General features: G+C 74.9%; 21 protein-coding genes. 10 read left to right on the forward strand and 11 right to left on the reverse strand.

The window, feature by feature from the left end; all coding sequences use genetic code 11:
• Positions 1–202: 202 nt before the first annotated feature.
• Positions 203–2,404 carry an MMPL family transporter gene (locus ACFV04_RS36670; RefSeq protein ID WP_380535247.1) on the reverse strand — a complete coding sequence of 734 codons (2,202 nt, stop codon included), beginning with the start codon at positions 2,402–2,404 and terminating at the stop codon, positions 203–205.
• 383 nt (positions 2,405–2,787) lie between these two features.
• On the opposite strand from ACFV04_RS36670, the gene ACFV04_RS36675 reads away from it, so the two are divergent.
• From ACFV04_RS36675 to ACFV04_RS36690, 4 genes are all read left to right on the forward strand, one after another.
• A complete protein-coding gene (locus ACFV04_RS36675; RefSeq protein ID WP_380344883.1) occupies positions 2,788–3,912 on the forward strand; it encodes a DegT/DnrJ/EryC1/StrS family aminotransferase in 1,125 nt (374 codons plus the stop codon).
• Positions 3,913–3,939: 27 nt separating this feature from the next.
• On the forward strand, positions 3,940–4,884 hold the full coding sequence (locus ACFV04_RS36680; RefSeq protein ID WP_380344881.1) for an NAD-dependent epimerase/dehydratase family protein: 945 nt from the start codon (positions 3,940–3,942) through the stop codon (positions 4,882–4,884).
• 13 nt (positions 4,885–4,897) lie between these two features.
• Positions 4,898–5,989 (forward strand): hypothetical protein, encoded by a 1,092-nt coding sequence (locus ACFV04_RS36685; RefSeq protein ID WP_380344879.1) that lies wholly within the window; start codon positions 4,898–4,900, stop codon positions 5,987–5,989.
• Positions 5,990–6,172: 183 nt separating this feature from the next.
• The gene (locus ACFV04_RS36690; RefSeq protein WP_380344878.1) at positions 6,173–7,108 is read left to right on the forward strand and encodes an excalibur calcium-binding domain-containing protein; all 936 of its coding nucleotides are present in this window, start codon (positions 6,173–6,175) and stop codon (positions 7,106–7,108) included.
• A gap of 94 nt (positions 7,109–7,202) precedes the next feature.
• Here the strand turns inward: ACFV04_RS36690 and ACFV04_RS36695 are convergent, their stop codons facing one another.
• The 5 genes from ACFV04_RS36695 to ACFV04_RS36715 form a co-directional block, all read right to left on the reverse strand.
• Positions 7,203–7,925, reverse strand: a complete 723-nt coding sequence (locus ACFV04_RS36695; RefSeq protein ID WP_380344877.1) for a polysaccharide deacetylase family protein — start codon at positions 7,923–7,925, stop codon at positions 7,203–7,205.
• 7 nt (positions 7,926–7,932) lie between these two features.
• On the reverse strand, positions 7,933–8,733 hold the full coding sequence (locus ACFV04_RS36700; RefSeq protein WP_380344875.1) for an SDR family NAD(P)-dependent oxidoreductase: 801 nt from the start codon (positions 8,731–8,733) through the stop codon (positions 7,933–7,935).
• Between the two features lie 168 nt (positions 8,734–8,901).
• Positions 8,902–9,789, reverse strand: a complete 888-nt coding sequence (locus ACFV04_RS36705; RefSeq protein WP_380344873.1) for a hypothetical protein — start codon at positions 9,787–9,789, stop codon at positions 8,902–8,904.
• A 186-nt stretch (positions 9,790–9,975) separates the two neighbouring features.
• On the reverse strand, positions 9,976–10,923 hold the full coding sequence (gene bla, locus ACFV04_RS36710; protein WP_380344872.1) for a class A beta-lactamase: 948 nt from the start codon (positions 10,921–10,923) through the stop codon (positions 9,976–9,978).
• Between the two features lie 88 nt (positions 10,924–11,011).
• Positions 11,012–11,815, reverse strand: coding sequence for an SAM-dependent methyltransferase (locus tag ACFV04_RS36715; protein WP_380344870.1), 804 nt, complete (start codon positions 11,813–11,815; stop codon positions 11,012–11,014).
• Between the two features lie 226 nt (positions 11,816–12,041).
• On the opposite strand from ACFV04_RS36715, the gene ACFV04_RS36720 reads away from it, so the two are divergent.
• Both ACFV04_RS36720 and ACFV04_RS36725 read left to right on the forward strand, forming a co-directional pair.
• A complete protein-coding gene (locus ACFV04_RS36720) occupies positions 12,042–12,674 on the forward strand; it encodes an RNA polymerase sigma factor (RefSeq protein ID WP_380344868.1) in 633 nt (210 codons plus the stop codon).
• A gap of 62 nt (positions 12,675–12,736) precedes the next feature.
• A complete protein-coding gene (locus tag ACFV04_RS36725) occupies positions 12,737–13,405 on the forward strand; it encodes a hypothetical protein (protein WP_360257452.1) in 669 nt (222 codons plus the stop codon).
• A gap of 137 nt (positions 13,406–13,542) precedes the next feature.
• Here ACFV04_RS36725 and ACFV04_RS36730 read toward each other — a convergent pair whose 3' ends face one another.
• The 5 genes from ACFV04_RS36730 to ACFV04_RS36750 all read right to left on the reverse strand — a co-directional run bounded on the left by ACFV04_RS36730 (position 13,543) and on the right by ACFV04_RS36750 (position 18,300).
• Positions 13,543–15,420 carry a condensation domain-containing protein gene (locus ACFV04_RS36730; protein ID WP_380535250.1) on the reverse strand — a complete coding sequence of 626 codons (1,878 nt, stop codon included), beginning with the start codon at positions 15,418–15,420 and terminating at the stop codon, positions 13,543–13,545.
• 112 nt (positions 15,421–15,532) lie between these two features.
• Positions 15,533–16,210, reverse strand: coding sequence for a 4'-phosphopantetheinyl transferase family protein (locus ACFV04_RS36735; protein WP_380344862.1), 678 nt, complete (start codon positions 16,208–16,210; stop codon positions 15,533–15,535).
• The gene (locus ACFV04_RS36740; RefSeq protein WP_380344859.1) at positions 16,207–16,989 is read right to left on the reverse strand and encodes a hypothetical protein; all 783 of its coding nucleotides are present in this window, start codon (positions 16,987–16,989) and stop codon (positions 16,207–16,209) included. The genes ACFV04_RS36735 and ACFV04_RS36740 overlap by 4 nt, the downstream gene beginning before the upstream one ends.
• Positions 16,990–16,993: 4 nt before the next feature.
• Positions 16,994–17,284: a phosphopantetheine-binding protein gene (locus tag ACFV04_RS36745; protein WP_380344856.1), complete on the reverse strand. Its 291-nt coding sequence runs from the start codon at positions 17,282–17,284 to the stop codon at positions 16,994–16,996.
• A gap of 83 nt (positions 17,285–17,367) precedes the next feature.
• Positions 17,368–18,300, reverse strand: coding sequence for a 3-oxoacyl-[acyl-carrier-protein] synthase III C-terminal domain-containing protein (locus ACFV04_RS36750; RefSeq protein WP_380535252.1), 933 nt, complete (start codon positions 18,298–18,300; stop codon positions 17,368–17,370).
• Positions 18,301–18,518: 218 nt separating this feature from the next.
• Between ACFV04_RS36750 and ACFV04_RS36755 the strand changes: the two genes are divergently transcribed.
• The 4 genes from ACFV04_RS36755 (at position 18,519) to ACFV04_RS36770 (ending at position 21,978) form a co-directional block, all read left to right on the forward strand.
• Positions 18,519–18,791, forward strand: a complete 273-nt coding sequence (locus tag ACFV04_RS36755; protein WP_380344851.1) for a hypothetical protein — start codon at positions 18,519–18,521, stop codon at positions 18,789–18,791.
• Positions 18,788–19,933: a glycosyltransferase gene (locus ACFV04_RS36760; RefSeq protein ID WP_380535254.1), complete on the forward strand. Its 1,146-nt coding sequence runs from the start codon at positions 18,788–18,790 to the stop codon at positions 19,931–19,933. Before ACFV04_RS36755 ends, ACFV04_RS36760 begins: the two co-directional genes overlap by 4 nt.
• Positions 19,934–20,076: 143 nt before the next feature.
• Positions 20,077–21,081 (forward strand): ATP-binding cassette domain-containing protein, encoded by a 1,005-nt coding sequence (locus tag ACFV04_RS36765; RefSeq protein WP_380344845.1) that lies wholly within the window; start codon positions 20,077–20,079, stop codon positions 21,079–21,081.
• 132 nt (positions 21,082–21,213) lie between these two features.
• Positions 21,214–21,978, forward strand: a complete 765-nt coding sequence (locus ACFV04_RS36770) for an ABC transporter permease (RefSeq protein ID WP_380535256.1) — start codon at positions 21,214–21,216, stop codon at positions 21,976–21,978.
• Positions 21,979–22,164 lie beyond the last annotated feature (186 nt).

Raw genomic sequence — 22,164 nt, forward strand, 5'->3', positions numbered from 1 at the left:
CGGGGGGGCTGGGGGGGGGCGCGCCGCCCCCGTGGGGGCGGCGGGCCGGGTCGGGGGCCTCCGCACGGGCGGCGGCCCCCGACAGCAACGGTAACGGCAGGGGCTCGAACCGGTGTCCGAGTCGGCCGGTGCCGGGCCGGGCGTTGTCCGCCCGGCCCGGCGGGCCCGTTCCGTTGCCTGGACGAGCGCTCCCGCGAGGCCGTCAGACCGTGACCGACTCCCGGGGCGGGGCCGGTTCGGGGGCGGGCGTCTGCAACTTGCTGCCCTCGACGTCCACGTCGGGAACCAGCCGGTCCAGTCGCCGCGGCAGCCACCAGGCGCGGCGGCCGAGCAGGGCGAGGACGGCGGGGACGATGGTCATCCGGACGACGAAGGCGTCGAAGGCTACGGCCGTGGCGAGCCCCAGGCCCATCATCTTGATCATCGGCTCGCTCATCCCGATGAACCCCGCGAAGACGGCGATCATGATGAACGCGGCGGCGGTGACCACCCGGGCGTTGTGCCGGAAGCCCGTGACGATCGCCTGGTCGGGTTCCTCCCCGTGGACGAAGGCCTCCCGGATCCGGGTGACCAGGAACACCTCGTAGTCCATGGCGAGGCCGAAGACCACACCGATCATGAAGATCGGCATCATGCTCATCACCGGACCGGTCTGCTCCACGCCGATCAGGTCGGCCAGCCAGCCCCACTGGAAGACCGCGACCACGGCGCCGAGGGCGGCTGCCACCGAGAGCAGGAAGCCGAGCGCCGCCTTCAGCGGGACCAGCACGGAGCGGAAGACCACCAGCAGCAGCAGGACGGCGAGGCCGACCACCACGGCGAGGTAGGGCAGCAGCGCGTCGGTGAGCTTCTGCGAGACGTCGATGTTCATCGCCGTCGTACCGCTCACCAGGACCGTCGCGCCGGTGGCCGACTTCAGGGCGGCCGCGTCACCGCGGATGACGTGCACGATGTCCTTGGTCTCGGCCTCGCTCGGGCCGGTCGCCGGTATCGCGTTGAGCAGCGCCGTGTCACCGGCCTTGTTGAACATCGGCGGCGCCACGGTGACGACGCCCGGCAGGGCGGCGAGCTTCTCGGACACCGCGTCCGCCGCCGCCTTCGGGTCAGCGACGCCCTTGGCGTCCACCAGGACGGTCAGCGGGCCGTTGAAGCCCGGGCCGAAGCCCTCGGAGAGCAGGTCGTAGGCGCGGCGCTGGGTGGTGGAGGTCGGCTTGGCCTCGTCACCGGGCAGGCCGAGCCGCAGGTCCAGCGCGGGCGCCGCGAGCACGCCGAGGCCGATCACACCGCCCAGCAGCACCGCGAGCGGGCGGCGCAGCACGAACCGGGCCCAGCGGGCACCGCCGTTCTCCTTCGCCGCCGCGCGCGCCGGATCGCCGCCGGCCTTGCGGGCCTTGCGCGGCAGCACCTTGCGGCCGAGGAAGCCGAGCAGCGCCGGGACCAGGGTGAGCGCGACCAGCACGGCGACGACGACCGTCCCGGCGGCGGCCATGCCCATCTTGGCCAGGATCGGGATGCCGACCACGGAGAGCCCGGCGAGGGCGATCACCACGGTGAGGCCGGCGAACACCACCGCGGACCCGGCGGTGCCGACGGCCCGGCCCGCCGCCTCCTGCTGCGTCCGGCCCTCGGTGAGCTCGGCCCGGTAGCGGGAGACGATGAAGACCGCGTAGTCGATGCCGACCGCGAGGCCGAGCATCATGGCGAGCGTGCCGGTGGTGGCGGACAGGCCGAGGGTGCTGCCGAGGGCGGTGATCAGCGCCATGCCGAGGCCGACGCCGACGATCGCGGTGAGCAGCGGCAGGCCGGCCGCGACCAGCGAGCCGAAGGTGATCACCAGGACGACGGCGGACAGCGCCATGCCGATCGCCTCGCTGCTGCCGCCCGCGTCGGGCTTGGCCATCAGCGCGTTGCCACCGACCTCGACCTTCAGCCCGGCGTCCCGGCCGTGCCGGGCGGCCTGCTCCAGCGCGTCGGTGGCGCCCTTGGAGAGCTCGCCCGCCTTGGCGGAGTAGCTCACGGTCGCGTACGCGGTGGTGCCGTCCTTGGAGACGGCGCCGGCTTTGTACGGGCTGACCGCCGCCGTGACCTGCTCGGCGTGGGCGAGCTCGTCGACCGTCCGCTCGACCGCCTGCTGGTTGGGCCCGGCGGTGATCTTCTGGCCGGAGGGGGCGACGAACACCAGCCGGGCCGAGGCGCCGTCGGCGTGCCCGCCGGGGAAGCGCTCGTTCATCAGATCGAAGGCCTTCTGCGCGTCCGTGCCGGGCATCGCGAAGCCGTCGTCGGGGGCGGCGGGGGCCTTGGCCGCCAGGACTCCGCCGACCGCCAGCACGGCGACCCAGAGGAGGGTCACCAGCCGGCGCCGGACGAAGGCCCATCGGCCCAGGCGGTACAGGAACGTGGCCACGGGAGAGCGGACTCCTTCGGATGCGGTTTTCGCGGTAGGGGCGCGCTGCGGGCGGGCCGTACGTCCCCCGGGGACGCGGTCCGCCGCAGCGTGACCAATCCTTGATCGGCGGCCCCTGCCCCGTCGTCGTCCCGGTGCAGGCCGTTTGCGTACTGCGGACGCAGTACGGCCCTCCCCCGTACGGAGGAGCGCACGCCCCGCATCGGGAGTAGCCCTCCTACCTGCGGAGGAAGCAGCCGGATCACCCGTGCGGGCGGCGACGACGGGCCGCGACCCGGCCGGGCGAAGTAGCGTGATGTGCCTGACCCGACCGCTTTCCGTGCGGTTCGGGAGGATCCGACCCGATCGGTGCTGCTCGCGCAGCCCGCCGCCGGAGGTGCCCCATGGGCGTTCCAGCCGCCCGCATCGTGTTCGACGAGAGCGACCGCGCTGCCGTCGCCGAGGCGGTGACCGAGATGCTCACCACCGGCGCCCTCACCCTCGGTCCGTGGACCGAACGCTTCGAGCAGGCCTTCGCCGCCGAACACGGCGCCTCGCACGCCGTCGCGGTGAGCAGCGGCACGGCCGCGCTGGAGGTGATCCTGCGCACCGTCGACGTCCGGGGCCGCGACGTGGTCGTCCCCGCCGTCTCCTTCTACGCGACCGCCGGCGCGGTGGTCCACGCGGGCGGGCGCCCGGTGTTCGCCGACGTCGACCCGGCCACCCTCGCGCTCTCCCCCGAGACCCTCGCGGCGGCCCTCACCCCGGACACCGCAGCCGTCGTCCTGGTCCACATCGGCGGGCTGGTCACCCCGCAGGTCGACGCCCTGCGGGCGCTCTGCGACCGGCACGGAGTCCCGCTGGTCGAGGACGCCGCCCACGCCCACGGCAGCAGCGTCGACGGACGCGCCGCCGGGACCTTCGGGCTGGCCGCGGCGTTCTCCTTCTACCCGACCAAGGTCACCACCAGCGGCGAGGGCGGCATGATCCTCACCGAGTCGCCGGACCTGCGCGACGAGGCCCGGATCTACCGCGACCAGGGCAAGGGCTCCTTCACCACCAACCACCACGTGCTGCTCGGCTACTCCTGGCGGATGAGCGAGCTCCACGCCGCGGTCGGCGCGGTGCACCTGCGCCGGCTCAAGGAGTTCATCGAGACCCGCCGGGCCGTCGCCCGCCGCTACGACGAGGCGCTGGCCGGACCGGACGGCCCGCAGCCGGTGCTCGAACCGCCCGGGTGCCGCGGCAACTACTACAAGTACGTGGCGCTGCTGCCGCCCGGCACCGACCGCGCGGCGTTCAAGCGGGCGGTCGCCGAGGAGCACGGCGTGCGGCTGTCCGGCGAGGTCTACGACCTGCCGCTGCACCTGCAGCCCGTGTTCGCCCCGTACCGGCGCGGACCGCTGCCCGTCGCCGAGGACGTCTGCGCCCGGCAGATCTGCCTGCCGGTGCACTCCGACATGACGGAGGACGAGGCGGAGCAGGTCATCGAGGCCGTCTCGGCCGTGCACCGGCGGCCGGCCCGATAACCGGCCGCGAGCGAAGGGAGCAAGAACGTGCGGATAGCCGTCACCGGGGGCTGCGGATTCATCGGCTCACACGTCGTCGACCACCTGGTCGCGGCCGGCCACGAAGTCCTCGCGGTGGACACCACCGACAAGTACCTCAACCCCGACGCCGAACACGCGCGGATCGACGTCCTCGACCTGAAGGCCCTCACCTCCGCACTCGCGGGCAGCGAGGTGGTCTACCACCTCGCCGCGATGGCCGACGTCGAACAGATCTCCGCCGACCCGGTCAGGGCCGTGCGGACCAACATCGACGGCACCGAGGCCGTCCTGGAGGCCGCCCGGCGCAGCGGACTCAGCCGGACCGTGCTCGCCAGCACCGTCTGGGTCTACGGCGCCGCCCTCGCCGGCGAGCAACTCGGCGGCGAGGAGCAGGAACTGGACGAGCACGTGCCGATCGAGCTGGAGCACAGCGGCCACCTGTACGTGGCCACCAAGCTCTCCGCCGAGATGCTGGTGCACAGCTACCGCGAGCTGTACGGGCAGCACTTCACCATCCTGCGCTACGGCATCCCGTACGGTCCCCGGATGCGCGACGAACTCGTCGTCGCCCGGTTCGTCCAGGCCGCGCTGGCCGGACGGCCCATCACCATCGCCGGCGACGGGCGGCAGAGCCGCAACTTCGTCTACGTCGAGGACCTCGCCGACGCCCACGTCCGGGCCCTGTCCCCCTCCGCCGAGGACCAGACCTTCGCCCTGGAGGGGTCCACGGCCGTGTCCGTGCGCGACATCGCCGACACCGTCGACGACCTGCTCGGGCCCGTCAGCATCGAGCACATCGGCGGCCGGAAGGCCGACTACACCGGGCGGCGGATCTCCTCCGCCCAGGCCAAACGACTGCTCGGCTGGTCGCCGCAGACCAACTTCGCCGAAGGCGTGCGGCGGTACGCCGACTGGTACCGGAGCGCCACCGGCGCGTCCGCCACCACCTGACCGGGGCCGCCCGATGCCGCACGCCCTGCTGGTCTCCGGCTCGCTCGGCCAGGGCCACGACGTGATGGCCCAGGCCTGCGCGGACTCCCTGCGGGAGCGCGGCTGGACCACCACCACCGTCGACGCGATGGCCCTGCTCGGCGAACGCTCCGGCGCCGCCGGGGAAGCGGTGTTCCGGCGGCTGCTCGACCTGCCCGGGGTGTACGACGCCTTCCACTTCGCGGCGCTGCGGCCGGGCGCCCGGATCGCGCTGCTCGCCGACGCGGCCGCCCGCGCCCGGCTGGTCCCGGCGCTGCGCCGGCTGGTCGAGGCGCAGCGGCCGCAGCTGGTCGTCTCGGTGTTCGCCACCGCGACGTCGGCGGTCAACCGCCTCCAGGAGTGGGGGCAGGGGCGGGAGTTCCGGCACTTCGTGTTCTGCACCGACGTGACGCCGCACCGGCTCTGGGTGCAGGAGGGGACCGACCTGTACCTGGTCACCTCCGAGGTCGCCGCCTGCGCGGTGCGCCGCTACCGGCCGGACGCCGACATCGCCGTCGTGCCCGCGCCGCTGCGGCAGCCGTTCTACCACCCGCCGGAACGAGCCGGGGCGCGGGCCGGGTTCGGCGTGCCGGCGGACGCCCCGTGCGTGCTGCTGATGTCGGGCTCCTGGGGGCTCGGACCGCTCGCCCGGACCGCCGCCTCCCTCGCCGCCGCCGGACCGCACGTGCTCGCGGTGGCCGGGCGCAACCGGGAACTCGAACGCCGGCTGCGGGCCACCGCGCGCCGGCAACCCCGGCTCCACCCGTTCGGCTACACCGACCGGGTCCCCGGGCTGATGACCGCCGCCGACCTCGTCGTCACCAGCTCCGGCGACACCTGCAGTGAAGCCCGCGCGCTCGGCCGGCGCCTGCTGCTCCTCGACGTCGTCCAGGGGCACGGGCGCGACAACCTCCAGCACGAACTCGAACTCGGCCACGCCGACGTCACCTCCGCCCGCCCGGCCGAGGTCGTGCGCAACGCCCTCGCGGCACTGAAGCGTCCCTCCCCCGCCCCCTCGCCCGGAGCCACCCCGGAAGGGTGGCGGACGGGCTTCGGCGAGGCCCTGCGGCGGGTCGGCCTGGCGTAGCCGGACGGCCGGTCAGCGGGTCGGCCTGACGTGCCCGGACGGCGGGACGACCCGGCGTGGCGGGACGGCGGCCCGGGCCACTACCCACCCCTTACCGGTCCTATGCGAATCCTTTACACTCGGCGACGCCCTGCGGCACCGGGTCCTCCCGGGACGCCCGCACCTTCCCGAGGAAGCAGCACTTTGACGCACGATTCGTTCCGGCCGCCCGCGACGCGGGCGTTTCCTCCCCGGACGCCCGCGAACCGGCTGGTACGCGCGGCCGCCCTGGTGTTCGTCCCGCCGGTGGCCGCGGTGTGGCTCTGGCGCTCCCGCCGCCTCCACGTCGCCGTCAAGGTGGCACTGACGGTCCTCTGTGTGCTGGGAACGTTCTTCTGGATCGGCGTCATGACCGGGCCGCCGAAGAAGGACCGGCCGGTCGCGGCTCCGACGGTGGCACCGATGACGACCGCCGCGACTCCGCTGCCCGCGCCCGCGCTCCCGCCCACGTCCGCGCCCACCGAGACGCCCGCCCCGGATTCTTCGCCGGTGGCGACGGAGGCACCGCGTCAGACCCTCATGCCCGAGGTCGGCGGACACACCGCCGTCGAGGCGCGGACCCTGCTGATCGCCGCGGGCCTGACGGCCGATCGGATCCACGAGGTGAGCCGCTACCAGGACCTCGCGCTCCCGGCCGATCACGGGTCCTGGCTCGCGTGCACGAGCGAACTGCCGCAGGGAAGCCCGCTGGACCCGGGCACCGAAGCGACCCTGCGGCTGGTGCGACCGGGAGCCTCCTGCCCCGCCGACCGGCAGCAGGCGCTCTACGCGGACCCACGGAACGACCCGGCCGCCCCGGGCAACCAGGGCGGTTCCGCCGGCGGCGGCGCCCCGACCGGAACCGGCGGCAGCAGCAGCGGCACCGGCGGTACCGGCGGAACGACCGGCGGGACCTCGGGCGGCGGCTCCTCCGGCAGTGCGACCGGCGGCGGCGACGGGGGCGGCACCGGCGGCGGCAGCGTCTACTTCAAGAACTGCGCCGACGCGAAGGCCGCGGGCAAGGCGCCCCTGCACCGGGGCGACCCCGGCTACCGGGCCGGGCTGGACCGTGACAACGACGGTGTCGCCTGCGAACGTTGAGCCTCTCCGACGGAAGGCCCCGCGCGCACCGGTGCCGGTGCGGGCGGGGCCTTCCGCGCTTCGCCGGACCGTGTCCCGGCCGGGGGCGGTGCGCTCAGGAGGGCACCGCGTGGTCGCGGAGGGGGCCGAGGGTGAGGCGGTGGGCGCGGCAGTGGGCGGCGATCAGGGGCAGGGCGGCGAGGGTCGCGCGCCAGGAGTCGGGGGCGGAGGTGCAGTCGGAGTCGTGCAGGAGGAGGGTCGCGCCGGCCCTCAGTCCTGGGCGGGCGGTCGCGTAGACGGAGGCGCCGGTCGCGTCCGCGGTCCAGTCGCGGCCCCAGGCGGTCCACAGCACGCTGCGCAGGCCGAGGCGGCGGGCGGCCAGGGCGGGGCCGGCGGTCAGGACGCCGTACGGCGGGCGGTACCAGAGCGGGCGGGCACCGCAGTGGTCGGTCACCGCCTCGGTGGCGCGCCGGAGTTCGCGCAGGTCACGAGCGGGGGCCGGGTACCACTGCGGCCGGTGGTACCAGCCGTGGACGGCGACCTCGTGGCCGCGCCGCACCAGGTCGCGGCCGAGCCCCGGGGCGCGTTCCAGCATCGCGCCGAGCAGGAAGAAGGTGGCGCGGGCGCCGAGTTCCTCCAGCGCGTCGAGGACGTACGGGGTGCTGCGCGGGTCGGGGCCGTCGTCGAAGGTGAGGGCGACGTGGCGGGGGGCGGTGCCGCGGCCGGCGGTGCGGCGGCACAGGGTGCGGCGCAGCGGCGGGAGGCGGACGGCGGCCGGGGCGAGGTGCAGGAACTCCACGCCGGCCGCGGCGGCGAGGACCCTGGTCGCGACGGTCACCGCGGGCTCACCCGAAGCGGGAGGCCATCCGGCGGAACACCCCCGGCGCGACGCCGTGGACGCGGGCCGGGAAGCCGAGCCAGTGCGGCACGTAGAGGCGGTCGCGGCCGGTGGTGATGGTCGCGACCACGGTGTCCGCGACCCGCTCCGCCGAGACGGGGCGCGGCCGTTCCCGCTGGTACGGAGTGCCGCGCCGGTCGAAGAACGGGGTGTCGACCGCGCCCGGGAGCACCAGGCGCACGCCCACGCCGGTGCCGCGCAGCTCGTACCAGAGGCTCTCCGCGAACATCGCCAGCCCGCCCTTGGTGGCCGAGTAGCCCGACTCGTCGCGCACGCCGACCTGGCCGGCGATCGAGCCGAGCAGCACGATCCGGCCGTGGCGGCGCGCCAGCATGCCGGGCAGGAGGAGGCGGACCAGGCGCAGCGGGGCGGCGAAGTTGACCTCGACCATCCGGTCCAGGGTGTCGGAGGGGGTGTCCGCGTACGGGCCCCGCCAGCCGAGGCCGGCGCTCGCGACCAGGGCGTCGACCCGGCCGGTCTCGGCCAGGGCGGCCTCGGCGAGGCGGCTCGCGCCGTCCGGTTTGCTCAGGTCCTCGGGCAGGGCCAGGCCGCCGGTGCGGGCGGCGACCTCGTCGAGGCGGGCGCGGTCGGTGCCGGAGAGCAGGGTGTGCCAGCCGGCCTCGGCCAGCCGGACGGCGGTGGCGAGGCCGATGCCGGAGGAGGCGCCGGTGATCAGCGCGACGGGCCGCTCGGTCGCCGCCGGCCGCCGGGAGCGGGGGTCGGGCTCCGATCGGGGGCCGGGGCCCATTCGTGGGTCGAGGTCCGATCGGGGGCCGGAGCCCACTCGGGGGTCGAGGTCCGATCGGGGGTCGAGGTCCGATCGGGGTTCCTCCGCCATCGCCCACCTGCCGCTCTGAGGCCGTGTCGCCGTCCGTTTTGTCCGGCACGTCACCTTCGCACGGCCGAGCCGGGCGGGCTACCGGGGCGGGACGGCGGGCTCGGCGTCGGCGTCCGGGTGCGGGGCCGACGACTCGGCCGGGCCGCCCTCCGGTTCACCGAAGCGGGACAGGAGGAAGGTCCCGCCGACCGCCACCGCGAAGCCCGTCAGCGCGCACCACTCGAACCCGGGGCGCGCGGCGTCGCCGAGCGCCACCACGCCGATCAGGGCCGGGCCGAAGGTCTCGACCACCGTCCCGGCGGCGGTCGCGGCCGTGACCGTGCCGCGCTGCAGGGCCAGCGCGTACGCGAGGTAGCCGCCGAGGCCGCCGACGGCCAGGGCGTAGGCGGCCGGGTCGGTGAGGAGCGCGAGCGGGCCGGACACGTCCATGACGCGCACCGCGAGGCTGGTCACCCCGAACCCGATGCCGGCGAGCACGCCCAGCCCGGCGGCGGCCGCGGTGCCGTTCCGGCGCACCAGGACGAGGGTGGCGAGCAGCATGACGACGGTGGTGGCGAGCAGCGACCAGTGGAACGCGGCCGGGGCGTGGTTCCGGCCCTCCCGGCCGGACCCGACGGCCAGCAGGGTCAGGCCGACGACGACGGCGATGATGCCCGTGACGTCGGCCCGGTGGAGCCGCGCACCGAGCAGCCAGACGGCGGCCAGGGCGGTGACGGCCAAGCCCGCGTTGGTGACGGCCTGCACGAGGAACAGCGGGAGGCTGCGCAGGGCGACGATGCTCAGCACGAAGCCGGCGATGTCCAGCAGGGTCCCGACCAGGAACTGCCACGACCGGGCCAGGGCGGCCAGCAGTCCCGCCCGCACGCGGTCGGCGCGCGGGGCCGACCGTGCCCCGCGCGCCTGGAAGACCGCCCCGAAGCCGAAGCAGACGGTCGCGACCAGCGCGGTGGTGAGTCCCAGCAGCATGCGTCTCCCAGCGTCGTGGGGCTGCATCCGGTCCACCACCAGTCTGTGCCCGGGGTGGCGGGGGCGCACGGGTGCGACGGGAGGGACGGCGGGGCCTGCCGGGGCCGACGTACGGGCCGGCGGGCCGTGCGCGGAGCGGTGCGGGCCGCCGGCCCGCCGGAGCCGACCGGCGGGCCGTGCGCGGAGCTACCCGAGGGCGGCGGCGAGCAGGGCGGCGGTCGTGGCGACCAGGGGTTCGTCCATGGCGGCGGTGGCGTCCGCGGGCTTGGTGGTGAGGACGGCCAGGAGGACCGGGTCGCCGGACGGGGTCCAGGCGATGCCGACGTCGTTGGTGGTGCCGTAGCTGCCGGTGCCGGTCTTGTCGGCGAGGGTCCAGTCCTGCGGGAGGCCCGCGCGGAACCGGCGGGTGCTGGTGGTGTTGGCCCGGAGCCAGCCGGTGAGCCGGTCGCGGTCGGCCGGCGGGAGGGCGCGGCCGAGGGCGAGCCGGCCGTAGGTGCGGCCGATGGCGTGCGGACTGGTGGTGTCGGTGACCCGGTCGGGCTCGGCCGTGTTGAGTTCGGGCTCCCAGCGGTCGAGGCGGGTGACGCGGTCGCCGATCGAGCGGCAGAAGCGGGTGACGGCCGTCGGCCCGCCGAGTTCGCGGAGCAGCAGGTTGGCCGCGACGTTGTCGCTGTAGTCGATGGCCGCCGCGCAGAGTTCGGCGACGGTCATGCCGTTCGCCAGGTTCTCGGGCTTGCCCGTGACCGGCGCGGCGCCGGCCCGGTCGACGTCGGCCCGGGTGTACCGGATCCGCCGGGCGAGGAACTCGCCGTCGCGGTCGAGGTCGCGCAGGACGGCGGCGACGGCGACGGTCTTGAAGACCGAGCAGATCGGGAACAGCTCGTCCGCGCGGTAGCGGACGGTCCGGCCGGTGGTGAGGTTCCGGGCGTACACGCCGAGCCGGGCCGAGTGCTGCTGTTCGAGGGCGGCAAGCCGGTGGTGGAGGTCGGTGCCGCCGGGGCCGCCGGGTGTTCCGGTGGTGGCCGCCGCCTGCGCCGGTCCACCGGTCGCGGCCGTGACGGCGACGGCCGCCCCGAGGCCCAGGCCGAGGAGGGCGCGGCGGCTGTGGCGGGTTTCCGAAGGCTGCGCGTGCATGGTGCCCCTCTGTTCAAACGTCGCGGTGCGATACCGCCTACTCGATCACAGGACGCAGCCGGGGCGCCGATGGTTCGTCAACAGTCGGTCAGGGACGCACGGCGACCGCCGCGTAGGCCGAGGCCTCCGGGGCGGGAACGGTGGGCTCGTCCGCCGACGGGCGCCACTGGGGGGTCGGGACGACACCCGGGGCGAGCAGGTCCCAGCCGTCGAAGAAGCGGGCGAACTCGGCGCGGGTGCGGGCCTGGACGGCGGTGCCGGCGGACCCGTAGATCCGGACCAGACTGGTGATGTCCTCGGGCGCGAAGTCGGGGGTGACATGGGTCATCACCAGGGCGCTGCCGGGGGCGAGGACGGACTTGAGGTGTTCGACGAGGTCGTACGCGCCGCGCGCGTCGGGCACGAAGTGGAGCAGGGCGTTGAGGGAGAGGGCGACGGGGCGGTCGAGGTCGATGGTGTCGCGCAGCCCGGGGGCGCCGAGCAGGCGGGCGACGTCGGTGACGTCGGCCTCGACGTAGGCCGTGCGGCCCTCGGGGGTGCCGGTGAGCAGCGCCTGGGCGTGCGAGAGGACGATCGGGTCGTTGTCGGCGTAGACGACCCGGGCGTCCGGGCGGACGCCCTGGGCGACCTCGTGGAGGTTGGGCGAGGTGGGGATGCCGGTGCCGATGTCGAGGAACTGGTCGAACCCGGCCTCGGCGAGGACGCGGGTCGAGCGATGCATGAAGGAGCGGTTGGCCCGGGCGCCGGTGCGCAGCCAGGGCGCGACGCCGAGGGCGTGCCCGGCGGCCTCGCGGTCGGCGGCGAAGTTGGTGAAGCCTCCCAGGAAGTAGTCGTACATCCTGGCCGAGTGCGGCACGTTCAGCCGTAGGTCCACTCCGTCGTAGAGCCCCATCGTTTCCCCCTCGGTACACCGCTCGCAACCGATCGAATTGCTGCCCACGGTATCCGGCAACCAATCACGGGCGGACTGGCTCAAACAGTCAACAGATCACATGAGATGACAATCTGTGTTCGCATTGCAGCCTGGAGTGACAGGCCTGATGGAATGAGGATGGACACGGACAGCCCGACCCTCGGATGGCCCGGCGAGCAGCCGACGGCCGCGGAAAGCAGGCTCGATGACGATCGACAGGGGCGCCCCCGCACGCGGGTACCGGGGCGGGACGGCAGTGGACTGGACCGGCGGAAGCGGCCCGGAGCGGACGGCCTGCGGGGACCTCGGCCTCCGCCTGGACCTCACCTACGCCGCGTTCTGCGAGACGCACGAACCCGCCTGGCACGCCCTCGCGTTGACCAGGATAGGCAGTCACGCCGACGCCGCACTGGTGGTCGAGGCGGTGAAGTCCGACCTGGCCCGCTGCTGGCCCCAGGTGCTCCGGTTCGAGGAACCGGCCGCGTACGCCTGGCGGTTGGCCAACCGGCACGTCTCGGACTGGGTCGCCGCCGAGGAGCCGGTGGAGGTGGAGGCAGTCACCTTCGCGGCGGTGATCGGCGCGTTCAAGCAGGTGGCGAAGGGCCTGCTGCACAACGAGGCCGACGAGGTGCGGCTGTACGCGGCGATCCTCGAACTGCCGGACCGGCAGCGGGACGTGGTGATCCTGCGCTACCTGCTGGGCCTGCACCCCCGAGTGATCGCGGCGTACCTGGGACGGCCGGTGGCGACGGTGCACTCCAACCTGCGGCACGCCCGCGAACGGCTGGCGCGCCGGCTCGGGGTGGGCGAACTCCCGGACCGCGGAGGCGAGCTGTGACGGAGCGACGGACGACCGGGGCACCGGCCGGGGCACCGTGCGCGACGGGCGGGGGGCGTGCGGTGTTCCGCGTGCCCCGGGCCGAACGCGCCCACGCCGAACGGATCGCCGCGGTGCGCCAGGCCCGGCTGACCGCCGCGCCGACCCACCTCCCGTCGGAGTACGAGCAGGCCGCCTTCGAACTGGGCCTGGTGGTGGCCCTGGTCCTGGGTGCGCCGGACGCCTCGCGCGGGCTCGACCTCCTGGTGAACGCGCGCCGGATCCAGCCCGAGGGCGCGGAGGTGTTCGGCGCGCTGCTCTACGCCACCGGGAAGGAGGAGGGCGCCGAGTTCTGGTGGCGCTTCGCGGCCGGCTCCGGCAGCGGCACGGCCGCCTACTGCCTGCACCTGCACCACCTGATGCTCGGCGAGACCGACGACGCCGACTACTGGCGGGCCTGGTCGGACCAGCTGTCCACGGTCGAACACCCACCGGGGCCGGGACCCCTGCGGATGAGCAGACCGCTGCTGCCGGAGGACGTGCGGCGCGACATCCTGTCCCGGGTGCACCGCGGACTGGCCCCGCAACTGCCGCCCGCGCTGGTCGCGGTGATCGACCGGCTGCCGCTGCAGGGGGACGACGACGCGGAGGAGGTCCCGAGCCCGTGGGGGCTCACCTCCGGGGCGACCTCCGCGTGCTCGTGGGACCTCCCCTGGGGGTTCGCCGAGGACGCGACGGACCCGCCGGGGTGACCGGACTACCGCGATGACCCACCGACCTGCCGACCTGCCGACCTGCCGACCTGCCGGACCGAACGGCGGGCGACCGCCCGGGCGCCCGGCGGGGACCCGTGGGAGTGAGCCGCCCGCGGCCGCCCGCGGTCATTCCTTCAGGTGAGCGTGGACAGCCGGGCGACGATCTCCGGATCGCGCCCGCTGCCGGCCTCGACCTCCTCGCCGTCCGGGGTGGTGCGACGGACCACGTAGCGGTGCGGCGCCATCGCGGTGTCCCGGCCGGGAAGGGCCGCCACGACGGCACGGTGCGCGGCGGCCGGGCCGAACGCGGCGTCGACGGTGGCGACCTCGGCCACCAGCTCGCCGTCGGCGAGGACGAGCCGGTGCGGGCCGATTGCGGATTCCAGCAGGGCTTCGACGGCGTCGAGGTCGACCCAGGAGCCGTCGACCAGCCGCCAGCGGTCACCCCGGCCGTCGACCGGCGGGCCCAGCACGGCGGGCAGGTCGGCCAGCAGCACCGGGCCTTCGGCGGCGGCAGCGAGCAGGGCGAGCAGCGCCCGGGAGAAGCCCTCGGTCTCCTCCGGATCGAGCACCTGGGGACAGGCGACCAGGACGAAGTCCAGGCTGCCGGTGATCCGCACGATGGCGAGCATCAGCCGCACCGGCAGCGGCGGACTGGGCATCGGGGTCAGTTCGGGATCGGCGGACGGGGGCGCCTGGGCGTCGGCGACGGCGGCCGGGACGGTGAGGCTCAGGTCGTTGACGACGACCTGCCGGGCGAACCGGGCGCCGCGCCGGTGGGCGACGTCCTCCACCAGCTGCCAGACCTGCTCGGCGTCCAGGATGCTGTGCCAGTAGGCCTTCAGCGAGGCCGCCTTGGCGCGGCCGATCAGCTGGTCGAGGTCGGCCGCGTCGGTGTCCAGCAGGACCAGCGCGTCCTGCGCGAGCGTGCCGACGTGGTCCATCAGCTCGGCCTGGTGCCGGTTGGCGGACAGCGCCGACATCACCAACTCGCCCCGGCGGCCCGCCCGGTGGGCCACCAGTGCGGCGAAGGCGGCGAGCAGGACGACGGACGGGCTCGCGCCGACGCGGCGGCAGACGGCGGCGAGGTGGTCGGCCGCCCCGCGCGAGCGCACCAGCAGCGCGGTGTGGTCGCGCGGGGGGCCGGTGATGCGCGCGTCCGCGAAGACGGTCTGCGGGCCCGTGCCCAGCACCCGGGCCCAGTGCCGCAGGCCGGCCGCCGCCTTGCGCCGGCCCTGCGCGCTCTGCTCCGCGGCGGCGAGCCGCAGCGGCGTCGGGGCGACGACCGGCGGCAGCTCCTTCCCCGCGGCGAGGGCGTACCAGTCCTGGATCAACACGGCGGTGGCGGCGCCGTCCGCGCCCGCATGGCAGACCACGGCGACCAGCCGGAGCAGCCGATCACCCCGGGCCACCAGGGTGAACCGGATGCGGGGCGCCGCCGCCAGGTCCAGCGGGACAGCGATGTCGGCGCGGCCCAGCACCGCCGCCAGCGCGTCCAGCCGGCTGTCGTCGTGGTCGTCCGCCTCGACCACCGTCACGGCGAACCGGCCGCTCGGGTGCACCACTTGGCGGTCCGGGAAGCCGTCCCGGCCGGGCCCGGCGGGGAAGGAGGTCCGCAGCGACTCGTGCCGCTCGACCAGCAGCCGCAGGGCGACCAGACCGGCCGGGACGGAGGTGCCGGGCGGCACCGGCCAGACCGAGTCCTTGTTGATCTGCTCCGGGGCGTCACTCCGGATGCAGCGGATCATGTTGTCCTGGCCGCGGGTGAGCGGGCCGGTGCCGCTGCTCGCGGCGGCGAACCGGACGGTGACCCGCCGGTCGGCCGCTCGCGGTGCGGGTGCTCGGGGGTCCGGCGCCCGCGTGTCGGGGGCTCGCGTGCCGGGCGCCCGCGTGTCCGGCGTGGCCGCCCCGGTCGGCGTCGCCTGGTGCGGGTCCGTCCCGAGCGGGGGCGTCTGGTGCGGGGCCGTTCCGTCCGGAGCCGCCTCGCGGGAAATCAGGTCGTGCGGAGTCACGTCGTACGCGCCTTTCGGCTCGCCGGGAGGGGCTCAGGGAGGGTGTGACCGGGACGCTACCAGCGGATCTCCCAGCTGGTCCAGACCACAGCGGAGCGGATTCGACGGAACGTCACAGTGGCTTCCACACAAGCGAGTTGACATGTATCGGCGATTCGCCAAGGGCCGCCACGGCCGCCCGGAACGGCCCGGGCACGGGCACGTCGCAGAGCCGCGCCGGACCCGTTCCGAGCGCGCCCGGATCGGCCACCGGCACCGGGGAGGGGCCGCCCACGGACACACCGAAGGACTGCGCCAGCCGTCCGCCGTACGCCTTCGTACAGGCCTCCCGCCGGCACCACAGCGCGGTGAAGCGGGCCGCCCGCTCGGACGGCTCGGCGGGTTCGGCGACGGCGCGCGCCTCCTCGAACGGGAACCAGCGGGCGGCCATCCGCTCGGCCGTCCGGGCCGCGTGGAGCCGCTCGACGTCGACACCGACCGCCCGGCCCTCGGCGAGGGCCAGCACCGCCAGCGCGCCCGAAGCCGACCAGTTCACCCGCAGTCCGCCGGCGTCCGCGGCCTCGGGCTTCCCGTTCGGCCCGTACCGCCAGACCACCTCGGCCGGGGGCAGCCCGAGCCGGGCGCCGACCAGCTGCCGGACCGCGCCCCGCACCACCGTGAACCGGTCGCGCTGCCCGGGGTCCGCACCGGCGGTCCGGGCGCGCTCCCGCGCGTCGAGCGAGCACCACAGCGCCGTGACGACACGCGCGGGCCGGTCGGTGTCGATGACCCAGAACTCGACCTCGGTCACGGCAGGATCAGCGTGCTGAGCACCCCGAGCCGCCGGTCGTACCCGGCGAGCAGGACGGGCTGCTCCGCCTTCCGCCACCGTGGCAGGTTCTCGGCCACCCGCGCCCAGAGCCCGGTGAACGGCTGGGCCGGTAAGTCCTCGGCGTCGAAGCCGGCGCCGAGGACGACCTCCACCTCGGGCCCCGACTCCTCGGCGCGGGCCCGTACGGCGTCCTCCGGCGACCCGGCACCGGTGACCTGCCGGACCTCCAGGCCCGCGCCCGGCGCCTCCTCGCAGACCAGCACGACCGCGGCGTGCCGCTCCGGCAGCGGGACCGGCACCGACGGCTCGTAGTGCAGCGCGGTCTGTTCGGCGAGCACCACCACGGCCCGGCGGCACCCGCCGGTGCGGTGGTGGTCGGCGGCCAGCCGCAGGGCGGTGAACGCCGCGGCGGTGCCCTGGTCGCAGATCGCGAAGGCGAGCGGGTCGCCCGGGACGGACCGGCCGAGCGCGAGCGAGGACGGCGCGCCGGGGCGCACGTCCGGGGTGTCGAAGGCGAGGATCAGCAGGTCCACCGGTTCGTCCTCGGCGAGCACCTCGCGCAGCAGTCCCGCGGCGAGCTCCTCGTAGGAGTGGCCGACGCCCTCGCGCAGCAGGTCCTCGCGCAGCGGCAGTCCGTACGGGCGGACCAGGTCGGAGACGAACACCCGCAGGTCCGGGTCGAGCGAGGTCTCCGAGCGGCCGTCGAAGCGCCGGGCGAGCGCCCGGGTGATCCGCAGGCCGGAGGAGCCGGGGGCCACCCGGTCAGTCCTCGGGGATGACGTGCCCGGCGACGTAGTCGGCGAGCCTGGTGACCGAGCGCAGGTCGTCCTCGGTGATCTGCTCGACGTCGACCTGGATGTCCAGCGACTCCTCCAGCTCCAGGATGAGCTCGATGGTGCCGGCGGAGGTGAGGCCGAGGTCGTCGAAGAGGCAGGCGTCCTGCGGGATCTCGGGCAGTTCGCGCTTGAGGACGCGCGGCAGGAGTTCGCCGATGCCGTGCAGAATCCGCTCGCGCAGCACGGGGTCAGTGGTCTGGACCACAGGTTCTGACATGGGGGTACCGTCCCGTCGTACGTGGGAAGTGCGCCCTGAGGGCTCTGGGGTGTGGCCGACGATCCCGGATGACTGACCGGTCGTCAGTACCGCATGGCCATCGCGGAGAAGGTGGCTCCGACACCGGCGGCGGCGATCAGGTAGTGGTCGCCGCGGCGGAGCAGCCCCCGCGTGACGGCGGTGTGAAGATTGATGAGGCTGTCTGCAGCGAAACTGTGCCCGACCGACCGCACGTTGTCCAGCACGACTTTGTCGATCGGGAAGCCGATGCGGCGCGCGATCATCCGCCAGGACGCCTGGTTGACGTTGTGCGGGAGGATCGCGGCCAGGTCGGAGAGGTCCAGACCGGCCCGGTCGAGGGCGGCCTCGATCGCCTCGACCATCACGTTCGGGTACTCGCGCTGGTAGCGGGCGAGCAGGTCCGGGTCCCCGGCCAGGCGGCCGTCGAACTCCGGGCGCTGGCGCACCTCGAAGGAGAGCACCCGGTGAGCCCCTCCCCCGGCACTGACCAGACAGGCGGCCGCGCCCTCGGCGAAGATCCCGGTCTCGGGCACCACCTGGGCGTCCCTGGTGAAGGTCTTCTCCCCCGCCAGGACCAGCGCGCGCGCCGCCGGGTCGGGGTCGGACGCGAGCAGCCGGCCGGCCAGGTCGATGGCCAGCAGGCCCACCGCGCAGGCGTGGTGGGTCACCGTGAAGGCGTTGGCGCGCCCGAGCCCGCGCGCGGCGAGCAGGTCGTGCAGCGGGTTGAGCGGGTGGGGCACCGCCACCGGCATGCTGCGGGCGTGGATCACGAAGCGGATGTCGCGTTCGCGTCCGCGCAGCTCCGGCAGGTCGTCCAGGGCGGCTTCGAGCAGGTCGGGCAGCGTCCCGGCCGGATCCAGACGCAGCTGGTCCAGGCCGTGGAAGCGGCGGAAGAGACGGAGTTGACGTGGGGTCAGGCCGATGCGCTCGCCCACCGCCTCGATGGGAACGACGTGTGGGGGGAGGTGGACGGCCACTGCCTCCAGTGCGGTCACGCGGGCTAGTATTCCGACGCCCGCCGGGTCGCACAAGTGATCCCGGGCCCGTCTTCCGGGCTCCCGTCCACGGGAGTCCGACGACGGGGAAGCGGGCCCTCCGCCGCCGTGGCCGCACCCTGGAAGGCGTCAACTGCGCTCCGGTGAGGCCGCGTTCACCCCCGCGCCGTCGAGCAGGTGGGAAATCTCTCATGTCGAATCCTGAACCCCCTTCCTCCGTGGAACCGTTGGATCCCGAGCTGGTCGCACTCGTGGTCGAGGTGGCCGGCGCACCGCCCGGCTGGGCCCGCCACGTCACACCGGACGCCCGGCTGGACGGCGACCTGCTGCTGGACGAGACCGAACTCGCCGCGCTGGCCGGGCGCCTGCGCGAACGCTTCGGCCCGGCCGCCGACCTGGCCGCGCTGCGCGCCGGGCTGGACCTGGCCGGCCTGGAAGCGCTGACCGTCGCCGACCTGCAGCGACTGCTCCCCGAGGAGGGTGCCCGATGACCCGGTTCCTGTTGGTGATGCCCCCGTTGACCGGACACGTCAACCCGGCCGCGGGCATCGCCGCCGAACTGACCGCACGCGGCCACGACGTCGCCTGGACCGGTACGGAGTCGGTGCTGCGGCCGCTGCTCGGCCCGGGCCCGCGGGTGCTCGGCACCGGCACCAGGGCGTTCCGGGCCCAGGGCGGACACGGGCTGGCCGCACTGCGCTCGCTCTGGGAGGGGTTCATCGTCCCGTACGCGCGGTTCACCTTGAAGCCGCTGGACACGGCCGTGCGGGAGTACCGGCCCGACGTGCTGCTGGTCGACCAGCACACCCCGGCGGGCGCACTGGTCGCGCACCGCCACGGCCTGCCGTGGGCGAGCTTCGCGCCCGGGGCGATGGAACTCGACCGGCCGTACCGCGCGTTGCCGCAGGTCGAGGCGTGGATGACCGGGCTGCTGCGCGGGTTGTGGGAGCGCGCGAAACTGCCCGGGGCGGAGTACCTGGACCCGCGTTTCTCGCCCGCGCTGGTGCTGGCGACCACCGGTCCGGCACTGACCGGCACCGTCTCGCCGGCGCACCACGCTCCGGTCGGACCGGTGATCGCGGCACGGCCGCACGATCCGCAGTTCCCGTGGGAGCGGCTGCGGCCGGGCCGGCGCCGGGTGCTGGTCACCATGGGGACGCTGGCCGGAGGCCTGGGCGCGGACTTCCTCGCCCGGGCCGCCCGGGCGCTGGAGCTGTGCGGCGAGGACGTGCAGGCCGTGTTCGCGGCGCCGCGCGAACTGCTGCCCGGACTCCCGGCGCACGCGGTCGCGGTGGACCGGGCGCCGGTGCTGGAGCTGATGGGCCGCGGCGAGCTGGACGCGGTGCTGTGCCACGGCGGCATGAACACCGTGGGCGAGGCGCTCGCGCACGGCCTGCCGCTGGTCACCGCGCCGATCCGGCACGACCAGCCGTTCGTCGCCGCCCGGGTGGCGGCGACCGGGGCCGGGCTGCGGGTGCCGTTCGCCCGGGTCGGCCCGGAACGGCTGGCGCAGGCACTGCTGACCGTACTCGGGACAACGGGCCACCGGGACAACGCGGTTCAGGTCGGGAGGGACCTGCTGGCCGGGGGCGGCGCGGTGGCCGCGGCGGACCGTCTGGAGGCGCTCGCCTGACGGCTCCGGCGCGAAGTGCCCTTAGCAGAAGCGGAGATCACACGTCCATTGGTCTAGGCCATTGTTTCCGGGCCGCACTTCGCCCTAGGGTGTCGCAGCAGCACCGCCCTCCGCAGGTGCCGAGCACCGCCTTCCCAGGTGCCGTGGCAGCCCACCCCGTCCGGGAGTTCCGGTTGATCAAGACCACGGGACTGCGCAAGTCCTACCGCAAGAAGACCTCCCGCCGCAGCGGCGACAGCCAGACCGTCGACGCCGTCCGCGGCATCGACCTCTCGGTCGCCGCCGGCGAGATCTACGGCTTCCTCGGCCCCAACGGCGCCGGGAAGACCACCACCCTGCGCATGCTGGCCACACTCATCCGCCCCGACGGCGGACAGGCCGACATCGCCGGGGCCGACCTGTTCACCGACCCCGCCGGGGTCCGCCGCCGGATCGGCTACGTCGCCCAGGGCGGCGGCACCACCGACAACGTCAGCGCCCGCGAGGAACTCGTCCTGCAGGCCCGGATGCACGGCGCCGCCAAGGCCCGGGCCGTCCGGGCCGCCGAGGACGCGCTCAAGGCCTTCGACCTGGGCGGATTCGGCGACCGGCCCTGCGCCACCTACTCCGGCGGCCAGCGCCGTCGGGTGGACATCGCGCTCGGGGTGATCCACCAGCCCCGGGTGCTGTTCCTGGACGAGCCGACGGTCGGGCTCGACCCGGCCAGCCGGGCCCACGTCTGGGAGGAGATCCGCCGGCTGCGCACCGAGGGCATGACGGTCGTCGTCACCACCCACTACCTCGACGAGGCCGACGCGCTCTGCGACCGGGTCGCCATCGTCGACCACGGACAGGTGGTGGCCGAGGGCACGCCCGAGGCGCTCAAGCGCGAGATCTCCGGCGACGTCGTCCTGGTCGGCCTGGACGCCGGGGAGGGCGCCACCGAACGCGCCGCGGAGGTGCTGCGCCCGCAGCCGTACCTGCACCGCATGGAGTCCGACGGGGACGGGGGGCTGCGGCTGTACCTGGAGGACGGCGCCGCCGCCATCCCCCAGCTGCTGCGCGCGCTGGACGCCGCGGGCGTGAGGCCCGGCACCGTCCAGCTCCAACGGCCCAGCCTGGACGACGTGTTCCTGGCCCGCACCGGACGCTCGCTGCGGCAGTCCTGACCCGCAGCGGTGGTCCCCGCAGCAGTCCCGGGCCACCGCGGCACGCTCGCTCGCTCGCTGCGGCAGTCCCCGCACCGACACCCGGTGACCCCGCTCCCGCCACCCTGCCCCGAACGACCCCCTGGGGAGACCGTGAAGCTCGCCCGCGACACCTGGCTGGTCTTCCAGCGCCAGCTGCTGCTGATGATCCGCACCCCGGTCTGGATCGCCGTCGGCATCATCCAGCCCCTGTTCTACCTCCTGCTGTTCGCCCCGCTGTTGAAGAAGGTCCTCGCCCCCGACGGCACGAGCAGCTACGCCGACGCCTACCAGGTGTACGTACCGGGCCTGTTGGCGGTGCTGTGCATCTTCGGCGGCCTGTTCACCGGCTTCAGCCTGCTCGGCGAGCTCAAGGCCGGGATCATCGAGCGCTCCCGGGTCACCCCGGTCAGCCGGCTGGCGCTGCTGCTCGGACGGGCGCTGCGGGAGATGGTGGCGCTGCTGGTGCAGGCCGTCCTGATCACGCTGATCGCGCTGCCGTTCGGCCTGCGGGTGAGCCCGCTGAACCTGCTGCTCGCCTACCTGCTGCTCGGGCTCCTGGCGCTGATGACCTCGGCGATCTCGTTCGGCATCGCCCTGATGGTGCCGGCGGACGCGGCGATGGCACCGGTCGTCAACACCATCGCGCAGCCGATCGCGCTGCTGTCCGGGGTGCTGCTGCCACTCACCCTGGCACCGGACTGGCTGCAGCAGCTCGCCAGGTGGAACCCCTTCTACTGGGCCGTGGAGGGCATGCGCGCGCTGTTCTCGGGGCACGCCGGGGACAGCGCGGTCTGGCAGGGGCTGCTGGTGGTCGTGGTGATGACCGTCCTCGCGGTGTACTGGTCGGCCCGGCTGTTCTCCACCCGGGTGCGCTGAGCCGCCCGGACATCGCGGCCCGCCGGACGCCGGACACCCGACACCTGACACCTGACACCTGACACCTGACACCTGACACCGCACCGAAGGGGGCCAGCGACCCCCGGGGTTACCCGGGGGGGGCGGCCCCACCCCCCGGCCCCCCCCCCCCCCCCGGGGGGTGTGTAGGGCGCCCCCGACGCCACC

It is taken from the genome of Kitasatospora sp. NPDC059599 (assembly GCF_042735125.1).
GTDB lineage: Bacteria > Actinomycetota > Actinomycetes > Streptomycetales > Streptomycetaceae > Kitasatospora.

Bases quoted from the DNA above. Each gene is read 5' to 3' on its own strand.
- ACFV04_RS36720 (WP_380344868.1), top strand. From the start codon at position 12,042: ATGACGATCGACAGGGGCGCCCCCGCACGCGGGTACCGGGGCGGGACG.
- ACFV04_RS36745 (WP_380344856.1), bottom strand. From the start codon at position 17,284: ATGTCAGAACCTGTGGTCCAGACCACTGACCCCGTGCTGCGCGAGCGG.
- ACFV04_RS36675 (WP_380344883.1), top strand. From the start codon at position 2,788: ATGGGCGTTCCAGCCGCCCGCATCGTGTTCGACGAGAGCGACCGCGCT.
- ACFV04_RS36705 (WP_380344873.1), bottom strand. From the start codon at position 9,789: ATGCTGCTGGGACTCACCACCGCGCTGGTCGCGACCGTCTGCTTCGGC.
- ACFV04_RS36700 (WP_380344875.1), bottom strand. From the start codon at position 8,733: ATGGGCCCCGGCCCCCGATCGGAGCCCGACCCCCGCTCCCGGCGGCCG.
- ACFV04_RS36685 (WP_380344879.1), top strand. From the start codon at position 4,898: ATGCCGCACGCCCTGCTGGTCTCCGGCTCGCTCGGCCAGGGCCACGAC.
- ACFV04_RS36715 (WP_380344870.1), bottom strand. From the start codon at position 11,815: ATGGGGCTCTACGACGGAGTGGACCTACGGCTGAACGTGCCGCACTCG.
- bla (WP_380344872.1), bottom strand. From the start codon at position 10,923: ATGCACGCGCAGCCTTCGGAAACCCGCCACAGCCGCCGCGCCCTCCTC.
- ACFV04_RS36760 (WP_380535254.1), top strand. From the start codon at position 18,788: ATGACCCGGTTCCTGTTGGTGATGCCCCCGTTGACCGGACACGTCAAC.